Annotated in this window: 21 protein-coding genes; 15 read left to right on the top strand and 6 right to left on the bottom strand. The window is 60.8% G+C overall.

The genetic code is table 11. From position 1 onward, the window contains the following. Positions 1-4: 4 nt before the first annotated feature. Complete coding sequence (locus tag C6Y56_RS13425; protein WP_169430285.1) at positions 5-1,096, bottom strand: polyamine ABC transporter substrate-binding protein; 1,092 nt, start codon at positions 1,094-1,096, stop codon at positions 5-7. Between the two features lie 99 nt (positions 1,097-1,195). On the opposite strand from C6Y56_RS13425, the gene C6Y56_RS13420 reads away from it, so the two are divergent. The 4 genes from C6Y56_RS13420 to C6Y56_RS13405 all read left to right on the top strand — a co-directional run bounded on the left by C6Y56_RS13420 (position 1,196) and on the right by C6Y56_RS13405 (position 4,814). Then, complete coding sequence (locus C6Y56_RS13420; protein WP_169430284.1) at positions 1,196-2,095, top strand: LysR family transcriptional regulator; 900 nt, start codon at positions 1,196-1,198, stop codon at positions 2,093-2,095. A 100-nt stretch (positions 2,096-2,195) separates the two neighbouring features. Further along, on the top strand, positions 2,196-3,662 hold the full coding sequence (locus C6Y56_RS13415) for a nucleobase:cation symporter-2 family protein (protein ID WP_169430283.1): 1,467 nt from the start codon (positions 2,196-2,198) through the stop codon (positions 3,660-3,662). 70 nt (positions 3,663-3,732) lie between these two features. Then, the gene (locus C6Y56_RS13410) at positions 3,733-4,206 is read left to right on the top strand and encodes an LEA type 2 family protein (RefSeq protein ID WP_169430282.1); all 474 of its coding nucleotides are present in this window, start codon (positions 3,733-3,735) and stop codon (positions 4,204-4,206) included. Positions 4,207-4,256: 50 nt separating this feature from the next. Further along, positions 4,257-4,814, top strand: a complete 558-nt coding sequence (locus C6Y56_RS13405; protein WP_169430281.1) for a GNAT family N-acetyltransferase — start codon at positions 4,257-4,259, stop codon at positions 4,812-4,814. Here the strand turns inward: C6Y56_RS13405 and C6Y56_RS13400 are convergent. Further along, positions 4,804-5,727 carry a carbon-nitrogen hydrolase family protein gene (locus tag C6Y56_RS13400; RefSeq protein ID WP_169430280.1) on the bottom strand — a complete coding sequence of 308 codons (924 nt, stop codon included), beginning with the start codon at positions 5,725-5,727 and terminating at the stop codon, positions 4,804-4,806. The genes C6Y56_RS13405 and C6Y56_RS13400 overlap by 11 nt on opposite strands. Positions 5,728-5,811: 84 nt before the next feature. Here C6Y56_RS13400 and C6Y56_RS13395 point away from each other — a divergent pair, with 84 nt between their 5' ends. Then, positions 5,812-6,726: a LysR family transcriptional regulator gene (locus C6Y56_RS13395; protein ID WP_169430279.1), complete on the top strand. Its 915-nt coding sequence runs from the start codon at positions 5,812-5,814 to the stop codon at positions 6,724-6,726. Here the strand turns inward: C6Y56_RS13395 and C6Y56_RS13390 are convergent, their stop codons facing one another. After that, positions 6,727-6,981: a hypothetical protein gene (locus C6Y56_RS13390; protein WP_007957535.1), complete on the bottom strand. Its 255-nt coding sequence runs from the start codon at positions 6,979-6,981 to the stop codon at positions 6,727-6,729. A 154-nt stretch (positions 6,982-7,135) separates the two neighbouring features. Here C6Y56_RS13390 and C6Y56_RS13385 point away from each other — a divergent pair, with 154 nt between their 5' ends. Then, entirely contained in the window at positions 7,136-7,453 is a 318-nt protein-coding gene (locus tag C6Y56_RS13385; RefSeq protein WP_096820293.1) for a DUF883 family protein, read from the top strand. A gap of 55 nt (positions 7,454-7,508) precedes the next feature. Here the strand turns inward: C6Y56_RS13385 and C6Y56_RS13380 are convergent, their stop codons facing one another. After that, the gene (locus tag C6Y56_RS13380; RefSeq protein WP_169430278.1) at positions 7,509-8,540 is read right to left on the bottom strand and encodes an Ldh family oxidoreductase; all 1,032 of its coding nucleotides are present in this window, start codon (positions 8,538-8,540) and stop codon (positions 7,509-7,511) included. A 208-nt stretch (positions 8,541-8,748) separates the two neighbouring features. Between C6Y56_RS13380 and C6Y56_RS13375 the strand changes: the two genes are divergently transcribed. Beyond that, positions 8,749-13,539 (top strand): dermonecrotic toxin domain-containing protein, encoded by a 4,791-nt coding sequence (locus tag C6Y56_RS13375; RefSeq protein ID WP_169430277.1) that lies wholly within the window; start codon positions 8,749-8,751, stop codon positions 13,537-13,539. Positions 13,540-13,768: 229 nt separating this feature from the next. Then, positions 13,769-14,770: a FecR family protein gene (locus tag C6Y56_RS13370; protein WP_169430276.1), complete on the top strand. Its 1,002-nt coding sequence runs from the start codon at positions 13,769-13,771 to the stop codon at positions 14,768-14,770. Positions 14,771-14,826: 56 nt separating this feature from the next. Here the strand turns inward: C6Y56_RS13370 and C6Y56_RS13365 are convergent, their stop codons facing one another. Beyond that, on the bottom strand, positions 14,827-17,169 hold the full coding sequence (locus C6Y56_RS13365; RefSeq protein ID WP_169430275.1) for an acylase: 2,343 nt from the start codon (positions 17,167-17,169) through the stop codon (positions 14,827-14,829). A gap of 299 nt (positions 17,170-17,468) precedes the next feature. Here C6Y56_RS13365 and C6Y56_RS13360 point away from each other — a divergent pair, with 299 nt between their 5' ends. Further along, positions 17,469-17,846: a fe2+ zn2+ uptake regulation protein gene (locus C6Y56_RS13360; protein WP_169430274.1), complete on the top strand. Its 378-nt coding sequence runs from the start codon at positions 17,469-17,471 to the stop codon at positions 17,844-17,846. Positions 17,847-17,864: 18 nt separating this feature from the next. Here C6Y56_RS13360 and C6Y56_RS13355 read toward each other — a convergent pair whose 3' ends face one another. Then, positions 17,865-18,053, bottom strand: a complete 189-nt coding sequence (locus C6Y56_RS13355) for a hypothetical protein (protein ID WP_169430273.1) — start codon at positions 18,051-18,053, stop codon at positions 17,865-17,867. A 156-nt stretch (positions 18,054-18,209) separates the two neighbouring features. On the opposite strand from C6Y56_RS13355, the gene C6Y56_RS13350 reads away from it, so the two are divergent. The 6 genes from C6Y56_RS13350 (at position 18,210) to C6Y56_RS13325 (ending at position 25,644) form a co-directional block, all read left to right on the top strand. Beyond that, entirely contained in the window at positions 18,210-18,347 is a 138-nt protein-coding gene (locus tag C6Y56_RS13350; RefSeq protein ID WP_167443772.1) for a hypothetical protein, read from the top strand. Positions 18,348-18,608: 261 nt separating this feature from the next. After that, complete coding sequence (locus C6Y56_RS13345; protein WP_169430272.1) at positions 18,609-19,862, top strand: MFS transporter; 1,254 nt, start codon at positions 18,609-18,611, stop codon at positions 19,860-19,862. Positions 19,863-19,871: 9 nt separating this feature from the next. After that, the gene (locus C6Y56_RS13340) at positions 19,872-21,002 is read left to right on the top strand and encodes an acyl-protein synthase (RefSeq protein WP_169430271.1); all 1,131 of its coding nucleotides are present in this window, start codon (positions 19,872-19,874) and stop codon (positions 21,000-21,002) included. 1 nt (position 21,003) lies between these two features. Beyond that, positions 21,004-23,454, top strand: a complete 2,451-nt coding sequence (locus C6Y56_RS13335) for an aldehyde dehydrogenase family protein (RefSeq protein ID WP_169430270.1) — start codon at positions 21,004-21,006, stop codon at positions 23,452-23,454. Further along, positions 23,438-24,727: a phenylacetate--CoA ligase family protein gene (locus C6Y56_RS13330; protein WP_169430269.1), complete on the top strand. Its 1,290-nt coding sequence runs from the start codon at positions 23,438-23,440 to the stop codon at positions 24,725-24,727. The genes C6Y56_RS13335 and C6Y56_RS13330 overlap by 17 nt, the downstream gene beginning before the upstream one ends. Further along, positions 24,727-25,644 carry a GNAT family N-acetyltransferase gene (locus C6Y56_RS13325; RefSeq protein ID WP_169430268.1) on the top strand — a complete coding sequence of 306 codons (918 nt, stop codon included), beginning with the start codon at positions 24,727-24,729 and terminating at the stop codon, positions 25,642-25,644. The genes C6Y56_RS13330 and C6Y56_RS13325 overlap by 1 nt, the downstream gene beginning before the upstream one ends. The last annotated feature ends 33 nt before the right edge of the window (positions 25,645-25,677 follow it).

The following is a 25,677-nucleotide window of genomic DNA, read 5'->3' as shown; positions in this document are numbered from 1 at the left end:
AAGGCTATTGGCGGCTACGGAAAGTGGTCCACAGGCGTGTGCGCTGGCGCATGTCCTTGAGGCTCATGCTGTGGTCGGCGTACAGACGCTCGCGCACTTCGGGTTTCGGGAAAATGTCCGGATCGTTGCGCACCGCTTCATCCACCAGCGGCGTGGCGGCCTGGTTGGCGGTGGCAAAGAACAGCGTATTGGTCAGGGCCGCCACGGATTCGGGGCGCAACATGAACTCGATGAAGGCGCGTGCGGCTTCCGGATGCGGCGCGTCTTTGGGGATGGCGAGGTTGTCCTGCCATACCAGCGTGCCTTCCTTGGGAATCCGGTAAGCCACTTCAAACGGCTTGTTGGCCTTGCGTGCCTGATCGGCGGCCATGCTCGCATCGCCGTTGTAGGTCAGCGCCAGGCAGACGCTGCCGTTGGCCAGATCATTGATCTGCCGGCCCGTGGCGACGTAGAGCACCGAGGGCTGCAACTGCTGCAACAAGGCTTCGGCGGCGGCCAGATCGTTCTTGTCGGTGCTGTAGGGATCTTTACCGAGATAGTGCAGCGCGAGGCCGATCACTTCCTGCGGCGAGTCGAGAATGGCGATCCCGCAATCCTTGAGTTTGCTGGCGTATTCAGGCTTGAACAGCAGATCGAGACTGTTGAGCGGCACATCCGGCAGCCGCTGTTTGACTGCCTCGACGTTCATGCCCAGGCCGAGGGTGCCCCAGGTGTACGGCACGCCGTAGCGGTTGCCGGGATCGACCGCCGCCAGTTTTTCCAGCAGATCGGGATCGAGATTGGCGTAACCCTTGAGCCCTTCGTGGGGAATTTCCTTGAGCGCTCCAGCGGCCAGACCTCGGGCCAACACGCTGGACGAAGGCACCACCACGTCATAACCGCTGCCGCCGGTGAGCAGTTTGGTTTCCAGCACCTCGGACGTATCGAAGGTGTCGTAGCGCACGTGAATGCCGGTTTCCTTTTCGAAGCGCTGCAAGGTTTCCGGTGCCACGTAATCGGCCCAGCTGTAGAGATTGAGCGTCTTCTCTTCGGCCTGGGCGGCGATGGAGACGGAAAGCAACAAAGCGGGCAAACACAGCTTGAAGACGGGAGCCATGACGAACACCTGACCGAAGGAAGTGGTTGCAGGATGCGCCGTCGGATACATTCGAGAAATATCAAGTTTGTTAACCTGACTTTATCCCGGAGTAATGTGATGCTCGGTCAGCTCCATGATGTCGATCTTCAGCTTTTACGGCTGTTTCTCGGCGTGGTCGAAGCCAATGGCTTCAGCGCGGCGCAGGGTGAACTGGGGCTGAGCCAGTCGAGCATCAGCCAGCAAATGGCCAAGCTGGAAACCCGCCTCGGCTACCGGGTGTGCAACCGGGGCAAGGGCGGCTTCAGCCTGACGCCCAAAGGCGAACAACTGCTGATCGCTGCGCGAGGCCTGTTCGATTCGATCGAGACTTTTCGTCATCAATCCAATGGCGTGGCCGGACGCCTGATCGGCGAAGTACGCCTGGGCCTGTCGGAAGCGGTCGATCAATCGGTGCTGCAACGGGTGGCGGATGCGATCCGGCGGTTTCGCGAGCGGGACGAATCGGTGCGCATCGAGCTGATCAGCGCCATGCCCGGCGAAATGGAGCGCCTGCTGCTGCAACAGCGGCTGGACCTGGCCATCGGTTACTTCTCCCAGGTGCAGAACGCGTTCGACTACCGCGAGCTGTTCCGCGAAACCCAGCATCTTTATTGCGCGCCCGGGCATCCACTGTTTAACGACGATGCGCCCGACGACGCGGCGTTAAAGGCGTGCGACCGGGTCGATCACCCCTACAGGTTTCTGCGCAGTGACGAGCCGTTCCAGGGCAAGGTCTGCTCGGCACGTTCGGAACAGGTCGAAGGCACCCTTGCCTTCATTCTGTCCGGCAAACACCTCGGCTACCTGCCCGACCATTACGCCCGCCAGTGGCAGGACAAGGGTCTGCTGCGGCCGGTGCGCGAAGGGGAATTGAGTTTTGACGTGGCGTTCCATCTGGCCCGGCATCGGGCGCAGGTGCCGGGAGATGCACAAAGGGCTTTTGAAGAAGATCTGCTCTCAGCCTTTGGTCGAACCTGACCTTTTGGGCAGTTTTAATGCGTTGCCCTCGCCCCTCGCTTGCGGCATCCTGCGCACCCATTTTCCGACCCGGCCCCGCATTGCGGCACGCAAACCCACCATGACCGCCTCTGAAAAAGCCCCGCGCAACAACGATCTCATCTACGGCCTCAACGACCGTCCGCACTTCACCGCAACGGTGTTTGCCGCGCTGCAGCACGTGCTGGCCAGCTTCGTCGGCATCATCACCCCGACCCTGATCATGGGCGGCGCCCTCGGCCTGCAAAGCGAAATCCCGTACCTGATCAGCATGGCGCTGTTCGTCTCGGGCCTCGGCACCTTCGTTCAGGCCAAGCGCTTCGGCCCGGTCGGTTCGGGGCTGCTGTGCCTGCAAGGCACCAGTTTTTCCTTTATCAGCGTGATTCTCAGCGCCGGTTTCATGGTCAAGGCACGGGGCGGCGGCACCGATGAAATCCTGTCGACGATCTTCGGCGTGTGCTTCTTCGCCGCGTTCATCGAAGTGGTGCTGAGTCAGTTCATCGGCAAGTTGCGCATGCTGATCACCCCGGTGGTGACCGGCACCATCATCACGTTGATGGGCCTGTCGCTGATCAAGGTGGCGATGACCGACATTGCCGGCGGCTTCGGCGCGGCGGATCTGGGCGCGGCCAGCCATGTGTTCCTGGCGGCGCTGGTGCTGGGCACCATCGTGGTGTTGAACCGGGTCGACGTGCCGTTCCTGCGCCTGGGCGCGATCGTCATCGGCCTGACCCTCGGCTACGTGGTGGCGTGGCTGATGGGCACCGTGGACTTCGCCAACCTCCCCGAAGTACCGGTGGTCAGCGTACCGGTGCCGTTCAAGTACGGTTTCAACTTCGACTGGGTGGCGTTCGTGCCGGTGGCAGTGATTTTCCTGGTGTCGCCGCTGGAAGCGGCCGGTGACCTGACTGCCAACTCGATGATTTCCCGGCAACCGGTGAAAGGCCCGCTGTACATTCGCCGGATCAAGTCCGGACTGCTCGCCGATGGCCTCAACTCCGCGATGGCGGCCGTGTTCAACAGCATGCCGATGGTGACCTTCGCCCAGAACAACGGGGTGATTCAGCTCACCGGCGTGGCCAGCCGTTACGTGGCCTTCTTCATTGCCGGCCTGCTGGTGCTGCTGGGTCTGTTTCCGATGATTGGCGCGGTGCTGCAACTGATGCCGAAGCCGGTACTTGGCGGCGCTGAGCTGGTGATGTTCGGCACCGTGGCCGTGGCCGGGATCAAGATCCTCGCCGAGGCCGGCCTGCATCGGCGCAACATGCTGATCGTGGCGATTTCCGTCGGCATGGGCCTGGGCATCGCTGCCGTGCCGGAAGTGCTGCGCGAACTGCCGCAGGCGTTGCGCAATATTTTCGAATCGCCGATCACCGTGGGCGCACTGTGCGCGATCGTGCTGAATATCTTCCTGCCGGAAGAGTTCATCGAACTGGAAGAAGATGACTTCGACCCGGAAGCCTCTATCCTTCAGGTCATGGAAAACCCCGACCTGCCGGCCAAAGCTGAACCCGTCGCGCCGGCCGCTGTCGCACAGTTGAACCGCTGATCCTGTCCGCTCGATGAAAAAAGGGCTGATACCGGCAACGGTTCAGCCCTTTTTCAATGAGAGAGCATCAATGCGTCGTATCCAAGCCGTCATCCTGTCCCTGCTTCTGCTCTCACTCAGCGCCTGTGCGCTGTTTCCCAACCGCGACCCGGTGAACATCAACGTGGTCGGCCTCGAACCGCTGCCGAGCCAGGATCTGGAAGTGCGCTTCGCGATCAAGCTGCGCGTGCAGAACCCCAACGAAACGCCCATCGACTACAACGGCATCGCGCTGGATCTGGAGGTCAACGGCCACTCCCTGGCGTCGGGTGTGAGCGATCAGACCGGCTCGATTCCACGGTTTTCCGAAACCATCGTCAGCGTGCCGGTGAGCATTTCCGCGTTCTCGGTGCTGCGCCAGACCCTGGGCCTGAGCCAGACGCAAACCCTCGACAACCTGCCCTATGTGCTGCGCGGCAAACTGGCGGGCGGGCTGTTTGGCACGATGCGCTTTGTCGACACCGGCAAGCTGAGTCTGCCCAGGGCCAGTGCCGCCACCTGGTAAAGATGCGTTAGGCTGCACGGCCCACCGTCAGAACATGGAAATCGTGGTTTATGGAAGACACGCCCACGCTGTACACCGAACGGCTGATGTTGCGCCCGCTTGAACTCGCGGATGCCGAGGCCATCCAGCAGCAATTTCCCCACTGGGAAGTGGTGCGTTATCTGAACGTCTTCGTGCCCTGGCCGTATCCGGACGACGGCGCCCTCACCTACCTGCGTGACATTGCGCTGCCGGCTATTGCGGCAGGCAAAGAGTGGCACTGGACGATTCGCCTCAGATCGGCGCCAGAGCAATTGATCGGCAACATCAGCCTGATGGACGAGCCGGACAACCATCGCGGGTTCTGGCTCGCACCGGCCTGGCAGGGCCAGGGTTTGATGACCGAAGCCAGTGAAGCCGTGACCCGATATTGGTTCGAAACCCTCGATCGACCGTTGATGCGCGTACCGAAAGCCGCCCCGAACCTTGGCTCGCGAAAGCTATCGGAACGCAGCGGCATGCGCTTGATTCGCACGGACGAGGATGACTTTGTCGGCGGTCGCTTCCCACGGGAAATCTGGGAAATCACCCGCGAAGATTGGCGGCGCCGACAAACCGTCAAACCGTGAAACGCACGCCTGGCTTGGCCCGCTCGTCGACGCTCAGCTCGAACACATCCGGCCGCGCATAGTGGCCGACCACGTCGTAGTCGTAGCGGGCCCGCACCAGTTCATCGGTATCGATCTCGGCGGTGAGCAAGCCAGCCTCGCCGCGCAACGGCCCGGCCAGCACATCGCCCATCGGCCCGACGATCACACTGCCACCGGCAATCAGCGGTCGATTCCCCGGCCAATTGGCGATCTCCACGCCCAGTTCGTTCGGCGAGGCCTGCACCTGACAGGCGCTGACCACGAAGCAGCGCCCTTCATGGGCGATGTGGCGCATGCTGACCTGCCACATCTCGCGCTCATCCACGGTTGGCGCGCACCAGACTTCAATGCCCTTGGCGTACATCGCCGTGCGCAGCAGCGGCATCATGTTTTCCCAGCAGATCACTGCGCCGAGCTTGCCGACCTGAGTGTCGAGCACCGGCAGCGTCGAACCGTCACCCTTGCCCCAGATCAGCCGTTCGGTGCCGGTGGGCATGAGTTTGCGGTGTTTGGCCACCAGGCCTGCCTGCGGGTCGAAATACAGCGCGGTGCAATGCAAGGTGCTGCCGACCCGCTCGATAACGCCGATCACAAGGTTGGCCCCGGTACGCGCCGACAGCCCGGCCAGTGCTTCAGTTTCAGCGCCCGGCACATCGATGGCGTTGGCGAAGTAACGGGCGTAGGCCTCGCGGCCTTCCGGCAAGCGATAACCCAGCTGCGTGCCAAAGCCCTCGCCCTTCGGGTAACCACCGAGCAAGGCTTCGGGCATTACCACCAGCGCGGCGCCGGATTCTATGATTGCGCCTTCCCAGCTCAGGATCTGTTCCAGTGTTTCACCCTTGCCACCGGGCAAGGCGCCGATCTGCAGGGCGGCAACGATTGATTTTGGCATGGCGGTCACTCCGTGAAGTTCAGATGTTGCTCATTCTCCGGCGCCACGGGATCATGAATAAAGCCCGACTCACTGCTGAATGATATGAACCAAATGAATATCGCAGACATCGATCTCAACCTGCTGAAAGTCTTCGAAGCGCTGCATGAAGAATCCAGTGCGAGCCGTGCGGCGTTGCGTCTGGGCGTGACCCAGTCGGCGGTCAGCGCAGCGTTACGGCGATTGCGCGAGGTGTACGGCGATCAATTGTTCGTGCGCACCGGTCGGGGCCTGGCGCCCACCCTCAAGGCCAATCAGTTGAAACCGGTGGTCAGCGATGCGCTGAACAAGTGCCGGCAGAGCCTGGCGATGGTCGACCCGGCGGCCAATCAGTACGACGGGCGCTCGGTCAGCGTCGGGCTGTCGGATGATTTCGAGATTGCTTATGGGCGCCGCCTGATCGAAGAGATCGGCCGCCGCGCGCCGAAGCTGCGTCTGATCTTCCGCCAGACCCACAGCCAGATCGTCGCCCGGGCCCTGATGGAGCGCAGCATCGACCTGGCGATCACCGCCGGCGGGTTCGCCGAGCGGCTGCTCAGCCGTCAGGTGCTGGGTGAAGGGGGTTACGCGTGTCTGGTGGACCCGGCGAGCCTTGAGCCCGGCCAGCAGCAGATCGGTCTGGAAGAGTTTGTCGCCCGGGAACACATTCTGGTGTCGTCGGGTGGTTTTATCGGAATCACCGATGAAGGGTTGGCAGCGCTGGGGCTGACTCGCCGGGTCTGCGCCTCGACCACGCACTTTGCGGCGTTGCCGCATCTGCTCAGGGGCAGTACGGCCGTGGCGACCATCCCGGCCCATGCGGCGCAGGCCATTGCATCGCTGAGCGGGCTGGCACTGCTGCCCTGCCCGCTGGCGCTGCCACGCTATCCGGTCGAACTGGGCTGGCGCACCAATACCCAGATCGATCCAGTGGTGCTGAAGGTTCGCGAAGCGATTGTTGCCAGTTTCAAGACCGAATGATTACTTGTTGGCCGCCATCAGCCGATTGACTTCACTGCGCACCATGTTGGCAAACTCCGGCGGCGACATGCCGTCCAGTTCAGCGCGTACGAACTCGGCCCATTTGCCCTTGCGCTTGGAGCGCTCGCCGAACAACCGCGCGGCTTCGCCCTTGGCTTTGCCCAGATTGTTCTGCCAGAGTTCGAACAGTCGGGATTTCTCGTCTTCCAGCGCAGCGCGCTCTGCGAGGGATTTGTCGGCCAGATTGAAACTCATGGGGAAATACCTGTTGCGTGAAAATGGCGACATCTTACACGCTGGAGGGAAATCTCCGGCGCTGGTTTTTCCTTCGCGGAGAAATTCGCTGCAACTTTTCAAACAGCGCCATACTCCATTGTTCACTGTCCATTCACCTGCAAGGAGTCACCCAATGGCCCGCAAAAGCGCCGTTCAAGCCGCTGAAGACCAAATCAAGGATCAAGCGTTCAGCGAACTTCAGGCTCTGATCGAAGAGTCGGACAAACTGCTCAAAAGCAGTGCTTCACTGGTCGGCGAGGAAGCGGAAACCCTGCGCGGACAAATCGCCCTGAAACTGCAGCAGGCGCTGGACTCCGTCTCCAGCGTGCGTGACCGTACGAAACCGGCGGTGGATGCCACCGAAAACTACATCGGTGGCCATCCGTGGCAGACCGTCGCCATCTCGGCCGGTTTCGGTCTGGTGGTCGGTCTGCTGCTCGGCCGCCGCTGAGCGCAACGAAAAAAAGGCGAGCCCTGCGGCTCGCCTTATTCATGTCCGGCAAATGTCACTCGCCCGCCAGTTCCCGCAACTGCGCCAGGGTTTGCTCATCCAGCACGATGCCCTCAGCCAATGATTTGGCCCGCTGCAAATGCCGCCGATCACCCGGCAAACGCTTGAGCCCTACCCCATGCATCTGCCTGACCAGTTCCTGGCTGCGTTCGGCAAAGCTCTGCCCGGAAGTCTTGCTCGGGTCGATCACGATCAACAACTGACCGGTCCACGGAGTCTTGGCCCCGGGATGATTCTTCCAGTCGAATTCGAACGAGAAGTTGCCACCCGTCAGCGCAGCGGCGAGCAGTTCAACCATCATCGACAGCGCCGAGCCCTTGTGCCCGCCAAACGGCAGCAACGCGCCGCCTTCGAGAATCGCTTTCGGGTCGCAGGTCGGCTGGCCGAGACTATCCACGCCCATGCCCGCCGGCAGTTTTTCGCCCTTGCGCGCGGCAATCTGCACGTCGCCGTGAGCGATGGCACTGGTGGCCAGGTCGAACACGATCGGCGCACCGTCGGCCCGTGGCGCGGCGAAGGCGATCGGGTTGGTGCCGAACAGGGGTCGGTCGGCGCCGTGCGGCACCACGCAGGTCATGCTGTTGACTACGCTCAGCGCCACCAGGCCTTCGTCGGCAAACGGCTCGACGTCCGGCCACAGCGCGGCAAAGTGGTGGGAGTTGCGAATGGCCAATATCGCGATCCCGGCGCTGCGGGCCTTTTCCACCAGCAATGGACGTGCCGCCGCCAGGGCGGGTTGGGCAAAACCGTTGCCGGCATCGACGCTGACAAACCCTGAAGCCACATCCTCGACTTTCGGCACGGCCTGGCCGTCGACCCAGCCACTGTCGAGGGTCGAGACATAACCGGGAATCCGGAAAACGCCATGGCTGTGGGCGCCGTCCCGCTCGGCGTTGGCACAGTTGTATGCCAGAGTCCTGGCGACCTCGTGCGAGGTGCCGTGACGGATGAAGATTATTTCCAGCAGTTGAGTCAACTCGTCCAGAGACACCCTGGACGAGACCGCATGATCGTTTGGCGCAGACATCTGAAGCTCCAGAATGATTATTGGAGGGAACAACAGCGTACGAACTGACGCATCCGGATTAACCACGGGCAGCCGGTGGCCTGTCAACCCTGCAATGCATGCAGCCATGGTTACCGTGCGATACCCCGGTACCACCTTCGTCTGTCTGCCTGCTTTTACTTTCCGGTCTCGAACCTCACTGCACTTTCATTTTTTTCGAGACTTGACGATGACCGTACCCACTGGCGCATTACTGTTCCCCGAAGCGCTCGACAACCCGGGGCTGTGGCCCGAGCTGGGCAGAACCCATGGCCTGGCGGAAAAGGATTTCAGATGGCTGGCCAACGTCAGGCTGGCGTCCGATGCCTTGCGGCGCCAGCAACGGCCGCCCATGCTGGCCGAACGCATTCTGCTCAATCCTGACGGACAGAACCCGGTGCCACTGCCCGGCGCATTCGTTCTGAGTGATATACCGTACGAAAAGGGCCAGATTCTCTACACCCCCTATGACGGCATACGCAAACACCACAGTCGCGCGAACCTGACGGCTCAACTTGAAGAACGCCTCAGAGAGGCCGACGATCAGGACACGTTGCTGGCGTTTGTGCCCTTGACCCAAATTCGAAGGCTGCAAAATGCCAAGCGTGTTTCGGTGACGTTTTCGATCATTGAAGGTGATGTATTCGAGGATCGTGATGCCACCCTGAGCCAGGGTTCGCTGCTCAATGCCCAGGCCATGCTGGACGAACTCAAAAAACTGCCGACCCTTACGCAATTGCTCGACAGCGTGCTGGATGAACTGCTCATGCCTCACTTCGGAGCATTGCAACAAAGCCGCACCCGCGTGAGCGTTTACACAATCAGCGAAAAAGAAGGCAATCAAGAGCCCATCGGGAATACCCGCAAGGCACAGTCCATGACTCTGAGCGAGGCGGTGCTGACTCACTACCGCCATCAGCGCTGGCCGAGTATTCGGCTTGCGGAGTTTTCCCACCCCGCCAGGACACCAGGCCCCCACGATCAGGAACAATGGAGAACCGCCGCCATCCAGGCGTCGGGCATGCTGCCGGCCCTGCTGTTTCGCCAGCTGGAACATTACTGGAATGCCGCTGCAGTCTTCGGGTCAACGCGCCGCACATTCCTGGCCCGGGTGCTGGAGGACCAGGCCCGCGTCGACTGGATGCTCAAGCGTGAAGCCGGAGTCCTCGAGGCAAAGCAGTTCAACACGCTGCATCAGTTGATCCGGCCGACTGTCGACGGCGGCCCCGGCCCCTTCGCTGAAACCGTACGTCTCTGGGAGAACCCGGCCAACCATGTGGAGCTGGCAGGTTCGCTCATGATCAGTAGTGGGTCTGATGCTTTTCTCTACACGCCTTCTCAAGGGTTGCAGCAGCTCGAGGACTATCGGGATCTGAAAGCGACCCTGCAAAGCAAATTCATCACCAAAGGCCACGAAGACGAACTCTATGCGCTGCTGAGCCTGGAGGAGCGCAGCCGCTTTCTGGGTTTCGATCAGCCTCAGGTTTCGGGGGACCGGGTAGCCGGCGAGGTGTTCGGGTTCCTGAGCGAGTCGATCATCACCAAGCAACGACAGAACCTCGAGTATGCCCTGCAAGTGTTTCGCCTCGCCGACGGAACGGTGAACCTTCACGCGCTGTTCGACAAAAGCCTGGATATCCGCTCGATGATTCACCAGCGCTTGCAACGACTCGATGTGCAGGGACGCTGGAGCACACAACCGCTCTGGTCCGGCAGTCAGCAGCCTTCGCTGCTCCTGGCCGACAAGGCCCGCGCAGCCATCAAGACGTTCCATGCCGTCGAATCTCCTCTTCTGGAGAAACTCGCGAAGCAGCCCATGACAACCCGCGATGCCCAGCGCGACTGGTTTGAAAATATCAAAGCGGATCTGGCGCACGCCTGGTTCGTCGGCGTGAATGGCGAAGCCCGGCTCAGGGCGTCGAGCGGCAGTCTGCCTGCGTGGGCCCGTGCCGTCGTCGAAACCGTCATCGATGCCGATCGGCCGAGCCGTACGGAACGTCAGGGAGTCGGAGGCTTTCGACCCGATGCCTACGCCCTGACGCTTGAGGCTCCCGACGGCAGGACAGTCTGGCGCCTGGCCCATTGTGTGTTCATGACCGAGCGCGGAGGCCTCGACGCCCATCATTCCGGGCGTACCGTGCTATGGACGCCAGCGCTGGGACTTGAGGTGTTCGATAACGTAGCCCGCGCCCGACAAGCACTGCGCCGGCGATTGCTCGACAACGTTGAAAGACTGTCACTGCTGGAAAACATCTCGCCCGCACAGTATCAACCGCATCAGCTCTATACCTTGGGACAGTTTCAGATCATCAATCGCAATGTGTTGCATGAGCGCATGCAGTCGGGGATCGAGCACTATCTGGCGTGCTGCGAACAAGTGCGTCAACGCATGGATGAAGGGGCGAAACGGGAAAAGGCACTTGCAGTACTGCGCCAGATACCGCCCGGAACCAATCTGCGTCTGGCGATTGAGCATGCCCGAGCCATCGAGAATCAACAGACTTTTCCAGCCTGGCTCAGCACGGCTCCGGTCCGTGATCAGAAACGACACATCGAGCTGCTGGAGCGGTGGAACCGCAATGTCATTGATGACAAGGATTACCTGACTGGCGTTACGCCGCTGGCCGATCATGTCGAACAAGCATTGAAGACTTCGCTCGACCTGCGTTTTCCGGGCGAGCATCTCGATCCCCGGCAGATCGAGATCATCCCCGATCTGGCATTGGCCGGCCCGCCCCTCGATCTGGTCGAGTTTGCCCTGAATCACGTCAACGTACTCCAGGGCACGGGGTACCGGGTGGTTTCGAAAACCGCCGAAACCTTGCCTCCCGGACTGGATCGCAACGCCGTCGATCAATTGTTGTTGTCGCTGGAGATTCCGGCTACCTACGGTCAAAAAGTGATGGCCGCCCTCTCGACGGATACGGTCGAAAGTCGTGAGCGCAAGCAGCGCTTTTTCCACCAGGTGCCCTGGCAACTGATGCAACACGCCCATGCGTTGAAACTGCAGCAGCACCTGTCTGCTGGCGCCTATACGCAAGTCTGCCAGGGACTGGACATGCCCGATGGCTACGCCCGAGCCACCGTTTCTGGTGCGCACGTCGTCGTCAGTCCGCTTTCGCTGATCAAGACCCCGGGGGCAAGTGCCGAGACCGCAGCAGGGCTTTATGTTTTTGCTCCGGGTCAGAATAACGTGGGGCCGCTGGTCCTTTACGCACCGTATGCTGAACAGGTGTTTCAGGAGTTCAAGAACGAAGAGGCGCTGATCGCCGCACTGAATACACCGGGGTCTCTACAGAATTTGCTGCTTCGGCGCTTGCCTGCCGGACGACGAGCCATCTTTCGCAATCTGCTGGCCGCCACGGCGGGTCAGACCAGCGAGATGACGCTGGCGAGCCGCCCGATCGAAGGCAACCTGTTGGAGCAGTTGTACAGCGATAACCTCAAGCTCTTGCAACAGCAGCTTGAATCACAGGTCGAGCGCGAAGCGCAGTCCGATTGGGATACGGCCAAAACGCTGTTCAGCGGTGGAATCAGGCTGGTGTCGAATACGCTGCAAGGCAAACTGGCCATCGTGCCGTTTCTCTGGCGCGCCTACGAAAACTTCAAGGATTCGGCCGAAGCCTTGCAGAACCATCACTGGAAACAGGCGTTGAAATCCTTTATTGCCGGTGGCGTGCAGATGGTCCAGATGGCGCTGTTGCCGCAAATATCGGCCGGGGCCGAGGTTGCCGAGCTGGAAACCGACGAGCTTGCGGGGTCCGATATTGGCGACGTCGAACCGGCCTCGCCGATGCGCACCCTGATGCAGTCATCAGAAGTCATCGACGTTCAACTCAAGGATCTTGCCTATGATTCGGCGGCGGGCACCTACCGGCAACCGGCCAGCCATCGAGATTATGCAGCCATCGATGGCAAGGTCTATCAGGTCACGAAGAGTGACGCGTCCTGGCAACTGGCAGGTGCAGGAAAATACAGCCCACTGTTTCAGAAAAAAGGGCTGGCCATGGTTCGTGTGCCGGCTCACCAGAGCGTTCACTACGGCCAGGCTTTCAGGAAACTGGCCGGCCGGCCCAGCCTCTCGAACCTGCGCCACTCAATGTTGAACGTCGAGGCGCGCGGGATGGATGAGATCCGCCTGAAGTACCCGGAAAAGGCCAGAGTGCTGGTGAACGCCATCGATCTCGCCCGACGCTACGCTTTCTACTGCCTGCATAACCTGACTCTCCTGCGCCACGGCACTGAGAATCTTCGGGTGAGCCGTTTTCTTGAAAGCTTCTTTGATGTACCTGCCATCGACACCGCAATGCTTGCCAAGATCAACAATGCGATCCTGCCGATCTGTCGGGCATTGGTGGATCCCGCCGACGAGTTGCTGGATACCGACCGTTTCGTCGTCGGCTCGAACAGGCTCATGAACGACGTGATTGCATTCGTGCTGGACGGTGACGCAAAAAAAATAGTGCATTTCACCGAACACTTTTTCGATCAGCAACTGGATCAGTACAAGATCTACCTGATGGAGCCGTTCGATATCGATGCCCATGCACAGGCATCAACGCTGATTCACGAATTTTCCCATCAGTTCAGCAAGGCGCTGGACATTGCTTCATTAAGAGCCCGGGAGCCGTTCAGCGACCTGATCTCGACCCTCACCGCTTCCGGAGCCCTGCTGTTTCAGGAACTGGTGTTCGATCAGGTATCGGCCTTGTCACTGAATACCCCTCGGGCTCAACTGTTCGCGGAATGGAATACCACACTCAAGTCCTGGATCAGCATCGACAACATCCCCGAAATGCAGCTCATCAGTGACGAAGTTCTAAGGTTGACGGGCAGCCAAACCATTGAGGAGGCGCGCAACGCCTTCCTCGATCCGCAGAGGCCGGACGTACGAATCGACGTCATCCTGCGCAATGCCGACTCCATCGCCCGCCTGATCTGTGAAATCGGCAGACAGCTCGATCCGGTTCAGTCTCCTTGAAACAGGCAGAGCGCGGGCTCGATGCCCGCGCATTCCTTGAGGGCGACCGCAAATGCGAAGAGTGCGCTTTTGATCAATTTTTCACTCGATTCATGAATACTGTTCTCAATACATCCTGTTTTGAGGAGGTATGACGGGGAAACCGGCCCCCATTGATGGGAAATCGCCATGACGGCGGTTCTCGCCACCTTCCCGTCAAGGTTAGAATGCAGTAAATCAGGACGAGTCAATGACCCAGAACACCCTATCCGAAGCTGAATACGATGCGATCACCGATGCCGCTGCGCATTGGTGCATGCGCCTGCACGCCGTCGACTGCACCGCCGAGGAACGGCGGGCGTTCGAACAATGGCGCAATGCGCACCCGCTTCATGCCTTCGAATACGAGGCCATGCTGGAAATCTGGGAGGTTGCCGAACATTTGCCGCGCCCCGAACCGGCGGCGGTCATATCGATCAGCCAACCACCCCGCACCTGGCGCCAATACGCGGCAGCAGCCTGCGTTTGCGCGCTGGCGCTGCCACTGACAGCCTGGGCCGGCTGGAACCTTGGCTGGCTGCCCGACAGCTATCAGCACTTCGCAGCCACCGACACGGTTCGCCATGTCACCCTTGGCGATGGCAGTCAGGTCGAGTTGAACCTCAACACCGATCTGACCTTCAGCAACTACAAGAACGAGCGTCGCGTCACGCTGAAAAAGGGTGAAGCCTTCTTTGAAGTCAGCCATGACCTGAGCCACCCGTTCATCGTCAAGGCGGCCGAAGGCAGGATTCGCGTCACCGGTACCCGTTTCAACGTCTGGATGTATGAAGACCAGGTCAAAGTGAACCTGGTCGAAGGTTCGGTGCTGGTCACCAGCAACACGCAGCTGTCGGGTGACGGTCTGCGCCTGGGTCCTGCGATGCAGGCGCGCTACAAGCATGGCGACGACATGCCGCAAATCAGCCAGACCTATGCGAGCGACACCTCATTGGCCTGGCGCAACGGCAAACTGGTGCTCGACAACCTGGCACTGAGCGAAGCCCTGCCGCTGATCAACCGTTATCTGGACAAACCGCTGATGCTGGCCGATAGCGCCACAGGCTCGATCCGGGTCGGCGGCATCTATAACGTCAAGGAGCTGAACAGCTTCGCCAACTCGATGCCCAAGGTCCTGCCGGTGTTCATCACCCGCAACCAGGAAGGCAATCCGGTGATCAATCCGATGCCTCAACAGCCACCAAAAAGCTGAGGCCGCTCCTGTGAGGGAGCGGCCTTCAGTGGTTGATGCAACATCGTGACGACTGATTACTGCGCCGCCACGTTCCCCGTTTTATCCGGTTCTTCACGCACGCTTTGCACCTGATACTGCGGATCCGCCTTGATCTGCTGCTCGGTGAACGGCAAGGCGCTCCACTGTTTTTTCGAGAAAGCCTCCGTCTGGTCTCTGGAATATTTCGACGCCGGATCGCTGGACAATGAAAACGCAAGCAGACCCTGAGCGTGCGGCCCCATGTCGTCGAACGTTACCACTTGCAGGTAACTGGTGCCGCTGACCACTTCCAGTTTGCCGTCTTCACGCGCAACGCTCTGGATCGCGTTATAGATACCCAACGTGCCCGGCCCGCCATGGATCGGCGTCTGCTGGCCGCCGCTGCTGGCCACCTGAACATCGCCCCAGCGGGTTTGCGCTGTCAGCCCCATCTTGTCGGCCGACTCGGCTGACGCCAGCATTGCCTCGCGCAGCGCGCCGGCCACTTCGGGCTTTTCGACCGCCAGACCGCGCGGGGTGTGTTGCGCGTCTTTCGGGTCGAACGGTACGCGCCAGACATCCGGCGACTCCTGCAAGGCTTGCATGATGGACTGGAAATGCACCAGTCCGATTCCCGAATCCAGGTTGGCTCGACCATCCCATGCCTTGAGACTGGCGCACACAAGCTTCAATGCCACTTCGGCCGCGCCAGGCGTACCACAGAACTGCAACAGATCCGGCAGCACCTGGCCGGCCAGGTACACCTGATCGTCCATCACCATATGCTGCAGATCCTGCACCGACACCGGCCCTTTTTTGCCCAGGCTCGCCAGACGATCCAATGCAAACCGCGAACGCAGGCCCAGTGGCTGGTCCTGCTGGCTGATCAGCGGAGAAAAACCGGTCAGCGGTTGTGCCGGGTTGGCCAGCCACGCCGAATCGTTGGAATGCTGGACAAAGTCCTTGCGCAGCAGTTGCGGCAATTGGCTGGCTGCAAAGATTCCCTTCTGTGCCGCTTGTGGATCGATGCCCCAGGCGCAGTCACTGTTGGAGCCGTCGAGCACGATCATTTGCAGGCCGATACGCGGGTCGCTGCATCTGGCGAGTTTGTCGGCACTGACGTTCGGCACCACCGACAGGTTCATGTAAAGCGTCTGGCCTTTGTCATCCACTGCCAGGGTATTGACCCACGGGATGCCCTGAATCCTGTGTACCGAATCCTGCAACTCCTTGAGGCTGGCGGCGTGGTTCATCGCGTACCACTGCGTCAGCACGCGGTCGTTGTCGAGGTTGGCATCGCGCAGGCTGTAGGCGTATTGATTGTCCCAGTCGAGCTTGCCCGGCCACTGCACGATCGGGCCGAATTGCGAGCTGTAGATGTCCCGCGAGACCGGCACGACCTGGCCATCGGCCTGTTTGACCTGAACGGTGACGGTCTGCTTGCTCAATGGCAGGGATTTCCCGTCCAGCATGTAGCGGGTCGGATCCTGCGGATCAAGTTGCAGGCGATACAGGGTGAAGTGTTTGGACGCGTCGACGGTATGGGTCCAGGCCAGGTGCTGGTTGAAGCCGATATTGATCATCGGCAGCCCCGGCAACGCCGCGCCCATCACATCCAGTTTGCCGGGAATGGTCAGGTGCATCTGATAGAAACGCATGCCGCCGCCCCACGGAAAATGCGGGTTCGCCAGCAGCATTCCACGGCCATTGAATGAGCGCTCGCTACCCACCGCCACCGCGTTGCTGCCCCGGTCCAGGGCAAAACGTTGCAGGCGTGTGGCAGCCAGTCGATAGGCCCGAACATCCTGTCCGACCTGAGCGCTGGCCTGCGGTGGCGCGGCGCCTGCCAGTGCTTCGGCGAACTGTCCGACGCCGCCCTCCACCAGCAGCCGGCGTGTCAGCTTCACCAGGTCTTGGGCGGTCATATCCCGCACCCACTCGCCCTGACACTGTTGTGGCAGCCCCTGCTGGCGACGCTCGGCCAGATAGCGGTTGTAGCCGGCGGCATAACCTTGCACCAGATCACGCACCTCGACCGGCTGTGCCTGCCAGAAGGCATTGACCGCCTGCGGGGTGTTGAGCCATTGGAAGAACACATCGCTGACGCGGTTCTCGCGCTCTTCGACCGTGAACTGCTCGGGTCCGAAATAACGTGAACGCTCGCCGTTGACTGTCACGATCTCGTTGGCCAGCAGGCACAGATTGTCCTGTGCATAGGCGTAACCGATGCCGAATCCGAGGCCACGCTCGTTCTGCGCACGGATATGCGGTACGCCAAACCCTGTGCGCCGAATGTCGGCCCCGGCCTGGGTGGCAGGACTGAACGCCTGCGCCGACAGGCTCAGCCCGAGAAACATGCCGGCAAGGGTCAGCCCGGTTAACTGCCTGGAAATAATCACGCTCGCTCCTGATCGAAATGCCTGAGAGCGGATCCTCGCGTATCGAACCTTTGAGGGGCGGCGGATCCGTTCTGGAAAACACCCACGCGTCCACGCGCAATGAGCCTGACCGGGAAACGAAACAGATGAAAAAAAATTTAGCGGATTTACCGTCCGCTCAAAGCCTTGATCACGCGGAAAAGACGAATCAACGACAAATTTTCTACATTTTTCGCTTCATGATTTGTCGGGCTGATACGTCTTGATTAGAGAGAGCACCAGAAACCCTTCCTGATCAGGCTCTGAAAAGGAGTAATCGCATGTACAACCTGCAACTACCATCGGACGGTAGCCAGGCACCACAAGGAGCTTCCATGGGTTCGCACGCCGGCGTACTCGGACAACGGGCCGAACGCCACGGCAATGAACGTATTCGTCTGCTGCTCAAGAGCTTCGGCCTGCGCACCAGTCTGATTCGCCTGAAAGTCATCGACGCCTTGCTGATCGCCGCCGAAAGCGACCGGAGTCTGGGCGTGCGCGGTGTCCACAGCCAATTGCTGGACCTGGGCATTCCGCTGTCGTTTCTCAGTGTGCGCGAAGTGTTGAAGCGCCTGTGCGCCGAAGGCGTGATCACCTTCAACGCCGACAAGAGCTACAGCCTGCATCCACAGGCTGCTGCCGTCCTCAACAGCCACTGAATTCCTTCTTGAGCGCCGTCAGGGTTTGACCTTGCGGCGCATCACGCCGTTGATCACCACCACGACCACCGCCACACCGATGGCGATGTACTGGAACATTTTTTCGCTGAGCATCCCGGCGTTCTGCATCCACGACAGGCCAAGCATGATTGCCAACACGCAGAGAGCGATCAGAATCGAGTATTTCAAACGTTGCGACTGGGTCATTACGGGTTCCTGAAATCCTGGAAATGTATCGGGTTTGTATCGGCGCTGATGCCATGCGCATACCGACTCACGGGGATGCGCCGCTGCAAACGAGGTCTCATGTTACAGCCGATAGAGCTTTGGCTCCATGCGGCGTCAACCATGAGGACTTTTGAAATGCTGCGTCGAATCACCTGGCTGATTCCAGTTCTGGCACTGCTCACACTGAGCGGCTGCATCATTTTCCCCCACGGCGGCTGGCATGGCGATCATCGCTACTATGGTGGAGGCCCTGGTTACTACCAGCATCGGTAAATCCGACCTTTGCAGAGCACCGACTACGCTCTCTTCAAATGAAACATTTAATTGAATACCATAAAAAATGCCCACGAGGATGTGGGCATTTTCCGTATATATCCCGGCTCAAAATGTCGGATGTTTCGCAATCCCGAGTAAGTAATCCGTCAACCGCAATACCCCGCAAACCTGCGACATACTGAGTAGTAGCTACGACGTAGGAACCTTGCTCCCCTCTCCCTACCCTTTGCGCTCCCTCTCTTGAAGGCATGGAAGCGTATGCAAAGAACCCTCATTGAACTCCCGCCGCTACAGATCCTTGGCTTTTGCCTGGCGATTTCACTGTTCGAAGGACTGACCTATATGGCCAGTGATCTGGTGATGCCTGCCATGCTCACGGTCACCCAGGACCTCGATGCCGACCCACGCCATATCCCCAATGCGTTCAATCTGTATCTGATCGGAGGCGTGTGCCTGCAATGGCTGATCGGGCCGCTGTCCGACCGGTTCGGCCGCCGCACGCTGCTGCTTGTCGGCTGCGCGCTGTTCGGGATGACCTGCGCAGCAGCGGTCGCGACACCCGGTATCGAAGTTTTCAACGCATTACGGCTGTTGCAAGGCATGGGCCTGGGATTCGTGGTGGCCGTCAGCTACCCCGCGCTTCAGGAAGTGTTCTGCGAGGCGGATGCCGTACGGCTCATGGCGCTGCTTGGCAACATCGCGTTGCTGTCGCCATTGCTCGGCCCGTTACTCGGCAGTCTGTTGCTGGAATGGCTGAGCTGGCGCGAGCTGTTTCTGGGTCTGAGTCTGGCCGCCGCCATCGCGTGGCTCGGGCTCTATGCCTGCATGCCTGAAACCGTCGGGATCGTCCGGCGCGATGGCAGGCAGCAGGCGCCGGTTCCACTGTCCTGGCACCAGACTCGCCTTCGATACGCGGCGCTCTTGCGCACCCCGATGTTCCTCGGTGCAAGCCTTGCACTCGGGCTGATGAGCCTGCCATTGATCGTCTGGATCGGTCTTTCCCCCCTGTTGTTGATCCAACTGCTGGGGCTGTCGACTCAAGAGTACGCCTTATGGCAGATCCCGATCTTCGCGGCGGTCATCGCCGGCAATCTGATCCTTGACCGTTTGCTGGCATCTCGCGAACTGCCGCAGCTGATTCATCTGGCGCTCTGGCCGTTCTGCCTGGGACTGCTGATTCTGCTGGCCGGCGCGCTGACCAGCGCCAGCCTTGGCCTGTTGATCTGCGGTCTGGTGCTGTACGCCGTGGGACTGGGCATGAGCAATGCCGCGCTCTATCGGTTGGCGCTGTTTTCCAGCGATGACAGCAAAGGCCTGGTGTCGGCGGCGATCGGCATGATCTCGATTGCAGTGATGGGCGCCGGCGGCTCGATCATCGCCGCGATCGGCGGGGGCTCCCGCCTTGAATCCTTCGCCTTGTGGGCCGCGCTGGGTGGTCTGCTGAGCCTTCCATTCCTGTACCGGTTTCTTCGGGCCTCCCGCCAGGAAACCGTCTCCTCGACACATCCATAAGGACATCCCATGTTCCATTTCCCTCACAGCGACGCGCTCTGTGCGTTGACGCAACCCTATTGCGCGCAATCCATGCCAGCGGGGTTGTTCGACCAGGCCATGGCCGAAATCTGCCGGTTTCACTGTGACCACACGCCCGGTTACGAACACTGGTTGAACGCCAACGGCCTCACCGTGGCCGACGTGGACAGCCTCGACGACTGGTCGCAACTGCCCCCGGTCTTCGCCAGTTACTTCAAACAGCAGCAACTGCTCAGCCCGACCGGTGCAGACGCTCTGGAGCTGACATCGTCAGGCACCAGCGGCCAGAAAAGCCGCATGCGCTATGACAAGCGCAGCCTTGAGGCCGCCCAGTTCATGGTCGAACGGATCTTTAACCACTATGGCTGGGACAACCCGCAGACACCGTGCAATTACTTGCTCCTGAGCTACGAGCCCGAGTCCGGCAGCCGCCTGGGTACGTCCTTCACCGATCAGTTTCTGTGCCGGTTCGCGCCCGTCAATCGCGTGGCCTATGCACTGCGCCACACAGGCGGCGGTCATGAGTTCGACGGCTTTGGCGTGATCGCCGCATTGCAGTCCTTCGCCGATGAAGGCTTGCCGGTGCGGATCTTCGGCTTCCCTGCCGTTCTTTGGCAGACCCTGCAACGGATGCGGGCCACCGGGGTGGCTGATCTGCAACTGGCAGAAGGCTCGCTGGCACTGTTTGGCGGCGGCTGGAAGACCCATGCGGCGCAAGAGATACCCCGTCAGCAATTGTACGAACGTATCCACCGCCAATTGGGCATCAAGATGTCCCGCTGCCGTGACGGTTACGGCGCGGTCGAGCATCCGGTGCCGTATCTCGAGTGCGCTCACCATCGTTTCCATGTTCCGGTCTATTCGAAGGTCTTCGTGCGCAATCCATCTGACTTCACGGTTCAGCCTTACGGCCGTCAGGGCTTGCTGAGTTTTGTCTCGCCTTACATTTCGTCGAGCCCGGCCCATGCCGTGGTCATGAGCGATCTCGCCACCCTGCATCCGGGCACCAGCTGTAGCTGCGGTCTGGCCACCGACTGGTTCGAACTGCATGGCCGCGCCGCGACCACGGCCGGCAGAAGCTGCGCCATGGCCGCCTCTGAATTGCTGGGGAAGCACTGACATGTACCTGATCAACGGACAGCTCCACACCGACTGCACCTTCGACGCCGCACTGCAACAACTTGAACTGGATTTGCCACAACGGTTGGCCAAGGCGCTGGACACGGCGATCGTCCTTGACGCAGCGGCCACCTTTGCCGCACGCCTGCAGAACCCGGATCTGGCATTGCCCCTCGACGCTGAACAACGCCAGTCGCTGATCGAGTTCTGCCAACCGGATGCGCTGCGGCAAAAGCTTTTGCGCGAACTCGGCGAACAACCGGGCAGCCTGCGCCGCTTCGATTATCGTCAGCCGCGCTTCGAGCGCTGGAGCCCACTGGGCCTGGTGGTTCACATCACCCCCGGCAATGCGCCGCTGCTGGCGTTCTGCGCCGTGATCGAAAGCCTGCTGGCCGGCAACGTCAACTGGTTGCGCCCCAGCAGCAGCGACCAGGGCCTGACGGCGCGATTGCTCCACGCTTTGACGCAGTGTGATGCGACCGGCCAGATCGCGGGGCATGTCGCGGTCGTTCCGGCAACCACCGCCCGGATCGGCCAACTCTGCCAACGCGCAAACGGCGTGTCGGCGTGGGGAGGCGAATCGGCGCTGCAAGCCATCCGCCAGCAACTGGCACCCGGATGTCGCTGGATCGACTGGGGCCACCGTATCAGCTTCGTCTACCTGACACCGGCAGCGGTCACACCGGCGGCCCTGGACGCCGTGGCCGATGAAGTCTGTCGCCTTGACCAGCAGGCCTGCTCCAGCCCGCAATGGCTGCTGGTGGACAGTGACGACGAAAGCACCCTGCGTTCCATCGGCGAAGGCCTGGCCGAGGCGTTCGAACGCCGCGCCCGACACTGGCCGGCCCTGTTGCCTTCGGTTCAGGAAGCCTCGGAAATCACCACCCGCACGGCGATGGCACGCCTGGCTTACAGCTTTGCCGGGGCCACCGGTCATGTCTGGCAGGCACCGGACTGGCGAGTCATCTGGACCCACGACCCGCAACTTGGCCCCTCCCCCCTGTTTCGCAGCCTGTTGCTCAAACCACTGCCACGCACGCAGCTCACGGACACACTGTTGCCTTGGCGAAACGTGCTGCAAAGCGCCGGTCTGATCTGCACTGAACACGACATCGCCGAGCTGGCCCAGACGCTGATTGCCGCAGGCGTCACACGGGTCACCCCGGTACACGCGATTCACGACGGCTACGAAGGCGAACCCCACGATGGCGTTTATGCCTTGCAACGCTTGAGCCGACGCGTGTCGGTCAGCCTGCCGGGCACCACGCTGGCAACCCGCGCCACGCTCGACCCTGTGCCGACGTCCCCCGGCGTGGCCGACTTGCCGATCATGAGCAAAGACGGTTTTGTCACCCGCCCGATCCACCCGGCGGCCCGGTTGTACTTCCGTTCCGGCGGCAGCAGCGGCACTCCTGCGCTGTCCGGCTACAGCTACCGGGATTTCGATCGGCAGATGCGCGCCAGCGCCGACGGCTTGTTCGCGGCCGGTCTCGACCCGAACCGGGACCGGGTGATGAACCTGTTCTTCAGCGGCGGGCTGTACGGTGGCTTCTTCAGTTTTTCCAAGGTGCTGGAACTGCTGGGTGTCACACACCTGCCGATGGGCGCACCGGCCGATGACGACTATCGCGACATCGCGCAGTTGATCATCGATCAGCGCGTCACCGTACTGGTTGGCATGCCCAGTACTCTGCATCGTTTGTTTCTAAACGAGCAGGCACGGCTGCGGGACTATGGCGGGATCGAAAAGGTATTTCTCGGTGGCGAACACCCTGGCGAACAAAGCCTTGCGCTGATGCGCGACTGTGGCGTCAGGCTCATCCGTTCGGCCATTTACGGCAGTGTCGATGCCGGGCCGCTCGGCCACGCCTGCCCGGCCACCGGCGATGGCGTGTTCCATTTGATGAGTGATATCCAGCATCTGGAAATTGTCGAATTCGACGCCGATCGACCAGTGACCGGTAGTGAAACCGGACGCCTGGTATTCACCTCCATCGAACGGGAGGGTCAGGACGTCCAGCGCTACGACGTCGGTGACAGCGGCCGCTGGCTACCCGGCAATTGTGACTGCGGCCTGCCCACTCCGCGCTTCGAACTGTTGCAGCGGCACGGCAGACTCGTGCGCATCGGTACGGACTTCATCTGCCTGTCGCAACTGGCAGAGCATCTGCAGAGCGATTTTCAGTTGATCCTCGAACATGCTCCGGACGGCCTGGAACGCATGCGGTTTCGCAGCCCACGGCAACCCGATGATGTGCAGCATCGCCTGTCGGGCTATCCGACGCTGGCCACGCTCATCCAGACAGGCCTGCTGACGGTAGAGGTGGAAGTCTGCGGCAGCACCGAATTCACCCGCAACAAACACAGCGGCAAGACGCCGCTGCTGATCGACAATCGGGGCATTGGTCCCGGCGCAAACAGGCAAGGAGCCAATGATGAACACACGATTTGAACTGGAAGAACTGGTGACGTTTGCGCGACAGCATTCAGACTTTTATGCACGCCATTTTGCCGGGCTTCCCCGGCAGATCCCATCGCTGGAAAAACTGCCGGTGATTGACCCCGTTCAATACTGGAAAGGCAGTCATGACCTCGACCAATGGCCTGTCCTGACCGCGCCGCTGAATGACGCGCTGATCTTCAAAACGGGAGGAAGCACCAGTGCCGGGAAGTTTTCACTGTTCCGGCGCGAGGAGTGGCGAACACTGGTGACGGACTTCGGTCGCAGCCTCGACGCGCAGTTGAGCACCGGGGACCGGGTCGCCAACCTGTTTTTTGTCGGGGATCTGTATGCCAGTTTTATCTTCACTCACGATGCGCTGACGCATATGGAAATCGAGGTCGTCGAGTTTCCGTTCACCGGCCATGTCGCCTCGGGCGCCCTGGCCGATGCGATTGCCCGGCACCGGATCAACGTGCTGGCAGGTGTGCCCGCCCATCTGCTGACCTTCGCAGCCTGGCTCGAGCAACAAGGTCAAGTCCTCGAAGGCGTCACCACCCTGCTCTACGCCGGCGAAAGCCTGTTTGACGCACAGTTGCAACGACTCAGGCAGGTGCTTCCCAATGCCCGTGCAGCCTCTATCGGCTACGCCAGCGTGGACGCCGGGTTCATCGGAGCCAGCCATCGTGACTGCGACCTGGGAGAACATCGGGTCCCCGAACGCCACGCTGTGCTGGAAATTCTCGATGAGCAGACCGGCGAAGTGATCGAGGAATGCGACCGTGTCGGACGCCTGGTGATAACCAACCTGACGCGCCGGTTGATGCCTCTGATCCGCTACCCGGTCGGCGACCGGGCCTGCTGGCGAGAGCCGAGCGGGACATCCCGGCGCAAGTTCGCGCTGATGGGTCGTTGCGCCGACAGCCAGCGAATACGGGTGGGTATTCTGACCCTGCTGCCGCAGGCGATCGGCGAGACCGTGCGGCGGGTCACCGGGAGCGATGATTGGCAACTGGTGATCGAGCAGGATGAGGCGATGGATATCCTGCGCCTGCACTGGGCACCGAACGCCATGACTCCGGCAATGGCTGAAACCGACCTGACGCTGCACCGTGCATTGATCGAAGACTATCCGTTGATCGAGCAACTGAGCGCCGATCACTTGCTGGCGTTGCAGGTTCGCTGCTGCCCGGTTCAGGAACTGGTACGTCATCCACGCTCCGGCAAACGTCAGCGCGTGCTGGACCGGCGCGACTATAACGCCTCTGGCAAGGAGCGTTGCTGATGGAGTCGATTACCCTGCGAGGTTACCGCGCCAGTGACGCCGCCGCCGTGAGTCGTCTGTTCAGAAAGATCTATGGCGATCATTACGCCCAGCCGCATGTCTATCTGCCCCGCATGATCAGTCAGAACCATGCCGACGGCCACTGGCACTCGTTGGTGGCGGTGACGAAGGATCAGGTGGCGGGACATGCCACGTTGATTCTCGACCAGGGATCGTCCGTCGCCGAACTGGCGCTGAGCGTGGTCGATGAACAGTTCCGTGGTCGGAACATCGCTACGCGACTGAGCCGACATTTGCTGATCCATGCGCAGGCGCTCGGTTATCAGGGGGTCACGATCAAGCAGATGACCCATCACCCCTACACGCAGAAAATGGCCACCAGTCTTGGTTTTCACAACACCGGTCTCCTGCCCGATCATGCTCCGTCGCCCTTTGGCGCGGCCGGGACGGAATCGCTCGTTTTGGGTTACGCCCCCGTCGATGGCTATCGGCGCCCGCTGCCGGCGTTGACGTGGCCGCGGGAATGCCGTGAGTTCATGCAGCAGATGTGCGAGGTGTTCGGAACGCGGTTGAACGTTTCGCCCTGGATCGGCGCGCCGGCGCAGCTGAAACAACAATGGGGGCGTTATGACGGAGTCTTCAGTGAAGTCGACGACAGTTTGCTCAAGCAATTGCAGCAACTGCCCGCCCATTGGCTGATATCGATCAGGCTCAGGCTCGCACAGGGTTTCGACAATGCCTGGCGCCGGCTTTCGGCGATCGGGTTCGTGTTCACCGGAATGGCGCCCGATGGCCGGGGTGAGGGATGGCTGGCGCTGTTTCATCGCGGATTCCAACCCAGGCCCCTGACCCTGCATTGCCCACAGATGCAGCGCTTGCATGACGACATGCAGCACCGGCAACTGACCGCTCCATAAAATGAAAAGGCCCGCTCCGTTCCCGGGCGGGCC

It is taken from the genome of Pseudomonas fluorescens, assembly GCF_012974785.1.
GTDB classification, from domain to species: domain Bacteria; phylum Pseudomonadota; class Gammaproteobacteria; order Pseudomonadales; family Pseudomonadaceae; genus Aquipseudomonas; species Aquipseudomonas fluorescens_BT.
Note: the sequence above shows the minus strand (reverse complement) of the source record. Positions and strands in the feature narration are given on the sequence as shown.

Excerpts from the sequence above, each read along its gene's own strand:
- C6Y56_RS13425 (WP_169430285.1), bottom strand. The coding sequence starts at position 1,096 with ATGGCTCCCGTCTTCAAGCTGTGTTTGCCCGCTTTGTTGCTTTCCGTC.
- C6Y56_RS13420 (WP_169430284.1), top strand. The coding sequence starts at position 1,196 with ATGCTCGGTCAGCTCCATGATGTCGATCTTCAGCTTTTACGGCTGTTT.
- C6Y56_RS13415 (WP_169430283.1), top strand. The coding sequence starts at position 2,196 with ATGACCGCCTCTGAAAAAGCCCCGCGCAACAACGATCTCATCTACGGC.
- C6Y56_RS13410 (WP_169430282.1), top strand. The coding sequence starts at position 3,733 with ATGCGTCGTATCCAAGCCGTCATCCTGTCCCTGCTTCTGCTCTCACTC.
- C6Y56_RS13405 (WP_169430281.1), top strand. The coding sequence starts at position 4,257 with ATGGAAGACACGCCCACGCTGTACACCGAACGGCTGATGTTGCGCCCG.
- C6Y56_RS13400 (WP_169430280.1), bottom strand. The coding sequence starts at position 5,727 with ATGCCAAAATCAATCGTTGCCGCCCTGCAGATCGGCGCCTTGCCCGGT.
- C6Y56_RS13395 (WP_169430279.1), top strand. The coding sequence starts at position 5,812 with ATGAACCAAATGAATATCGCAGACATCGATCTCAACCTGCTGAAAGTC.
- C6Y56_RS13390 (WP_007957535.1), bottom strand. The coding sequence starts at position 6,981 with ATGAGTTTCAATCTGGCCGACAAATCCCTCGCAGAGCGCGCTGCGCTG.
- C6Y56_RS13385 (WP_096820293.1), top strand. The coding sequence starts at position 7,136 with ATGGCCCGCAAAAGCGCCGTTCAAGCCGCTGAAGACCAAATCAAGGAT.
- C6Y56_RS13380 (WP_169430278.1), bottom strand. The coding sequence starts at position 8,540 with ATGTCTGCGCCAAACGATCATGCGGTCTCGTCCAGGGTGTCTCTGGAC.
- C6Y56_RS13375 (WP_169430277.1), top strand. The coding sequence starts at position 8,749 with ATGACCGTACCCACTGGCGCATTACTGTTCCCCGAAGCGCTCGACAAC.
- C6Y56_RS13370 (WP_169430276.1), top strand. The coding sequence starts at position 13,769 with ATGACCCAGAACACCCTATCCGAAGCTGAATACGATGCGATCACCGAT.
- C6Y56_RS13360 (WP_169430274.1), top strand. The coding sequence starts at position 17,469 with ATGTACAACCTGCAACTACCATCGGACGGTAGCCAGGCACCACAAGGA.
- C6Y56_RS13355 (WP_169430273.1), bottom strand. The coding sequence starts at position 18,053 with ATGACCCAGTCGCAACGTTTGAAATACTCGATTCTGATCGCTCTCTGC.
- C6Y56_RS13350 (WP_167443772.1), top strand. The coding sequence starts at position 18,210 with ATGCTGCGTCGAATCACCTGGCTGATTCCAGTTCTGGCACTGCTCACA.
- C6Y56_RS13345 (WP_169430272.1), top strand. The coding sequence starts at position 18,609 with ATGCAAAGAACCCTCATTGAACTCCCGCCGCTACAGATCCTTGGCTTT.
- C6Y56_RS13340 (WP_169430271.1), top strand. The coding sequence starts at position 19,872 with ATGTTCCATTTCCCTCACAGCGACGCGCTCTGTGCGTTGACGCAACCC.
- C6Y56_RS13335 (WP_169430270.1), top strand. The coding sequence starts at position 21,004 with ATGTACCTGATCAACGGACAGCTCCACACCGACTGCACCTTCGACGCC.
- C6Y56_RS13330 (WP_169430269.1), top strand. The coding sequence starts at position 23,438 with ATGAACACACGATTTGAACTGGAAGAACTGGTGACGTTTGCGCGACAG.
- C6Y56_RS13325 (WP_169430268.1), top strand. The coding sequence starts at position 24,727 with ATGGAGTCGATTACCCTGCGAGGTTACCGCGCCAGTGACGCCGCCGCC.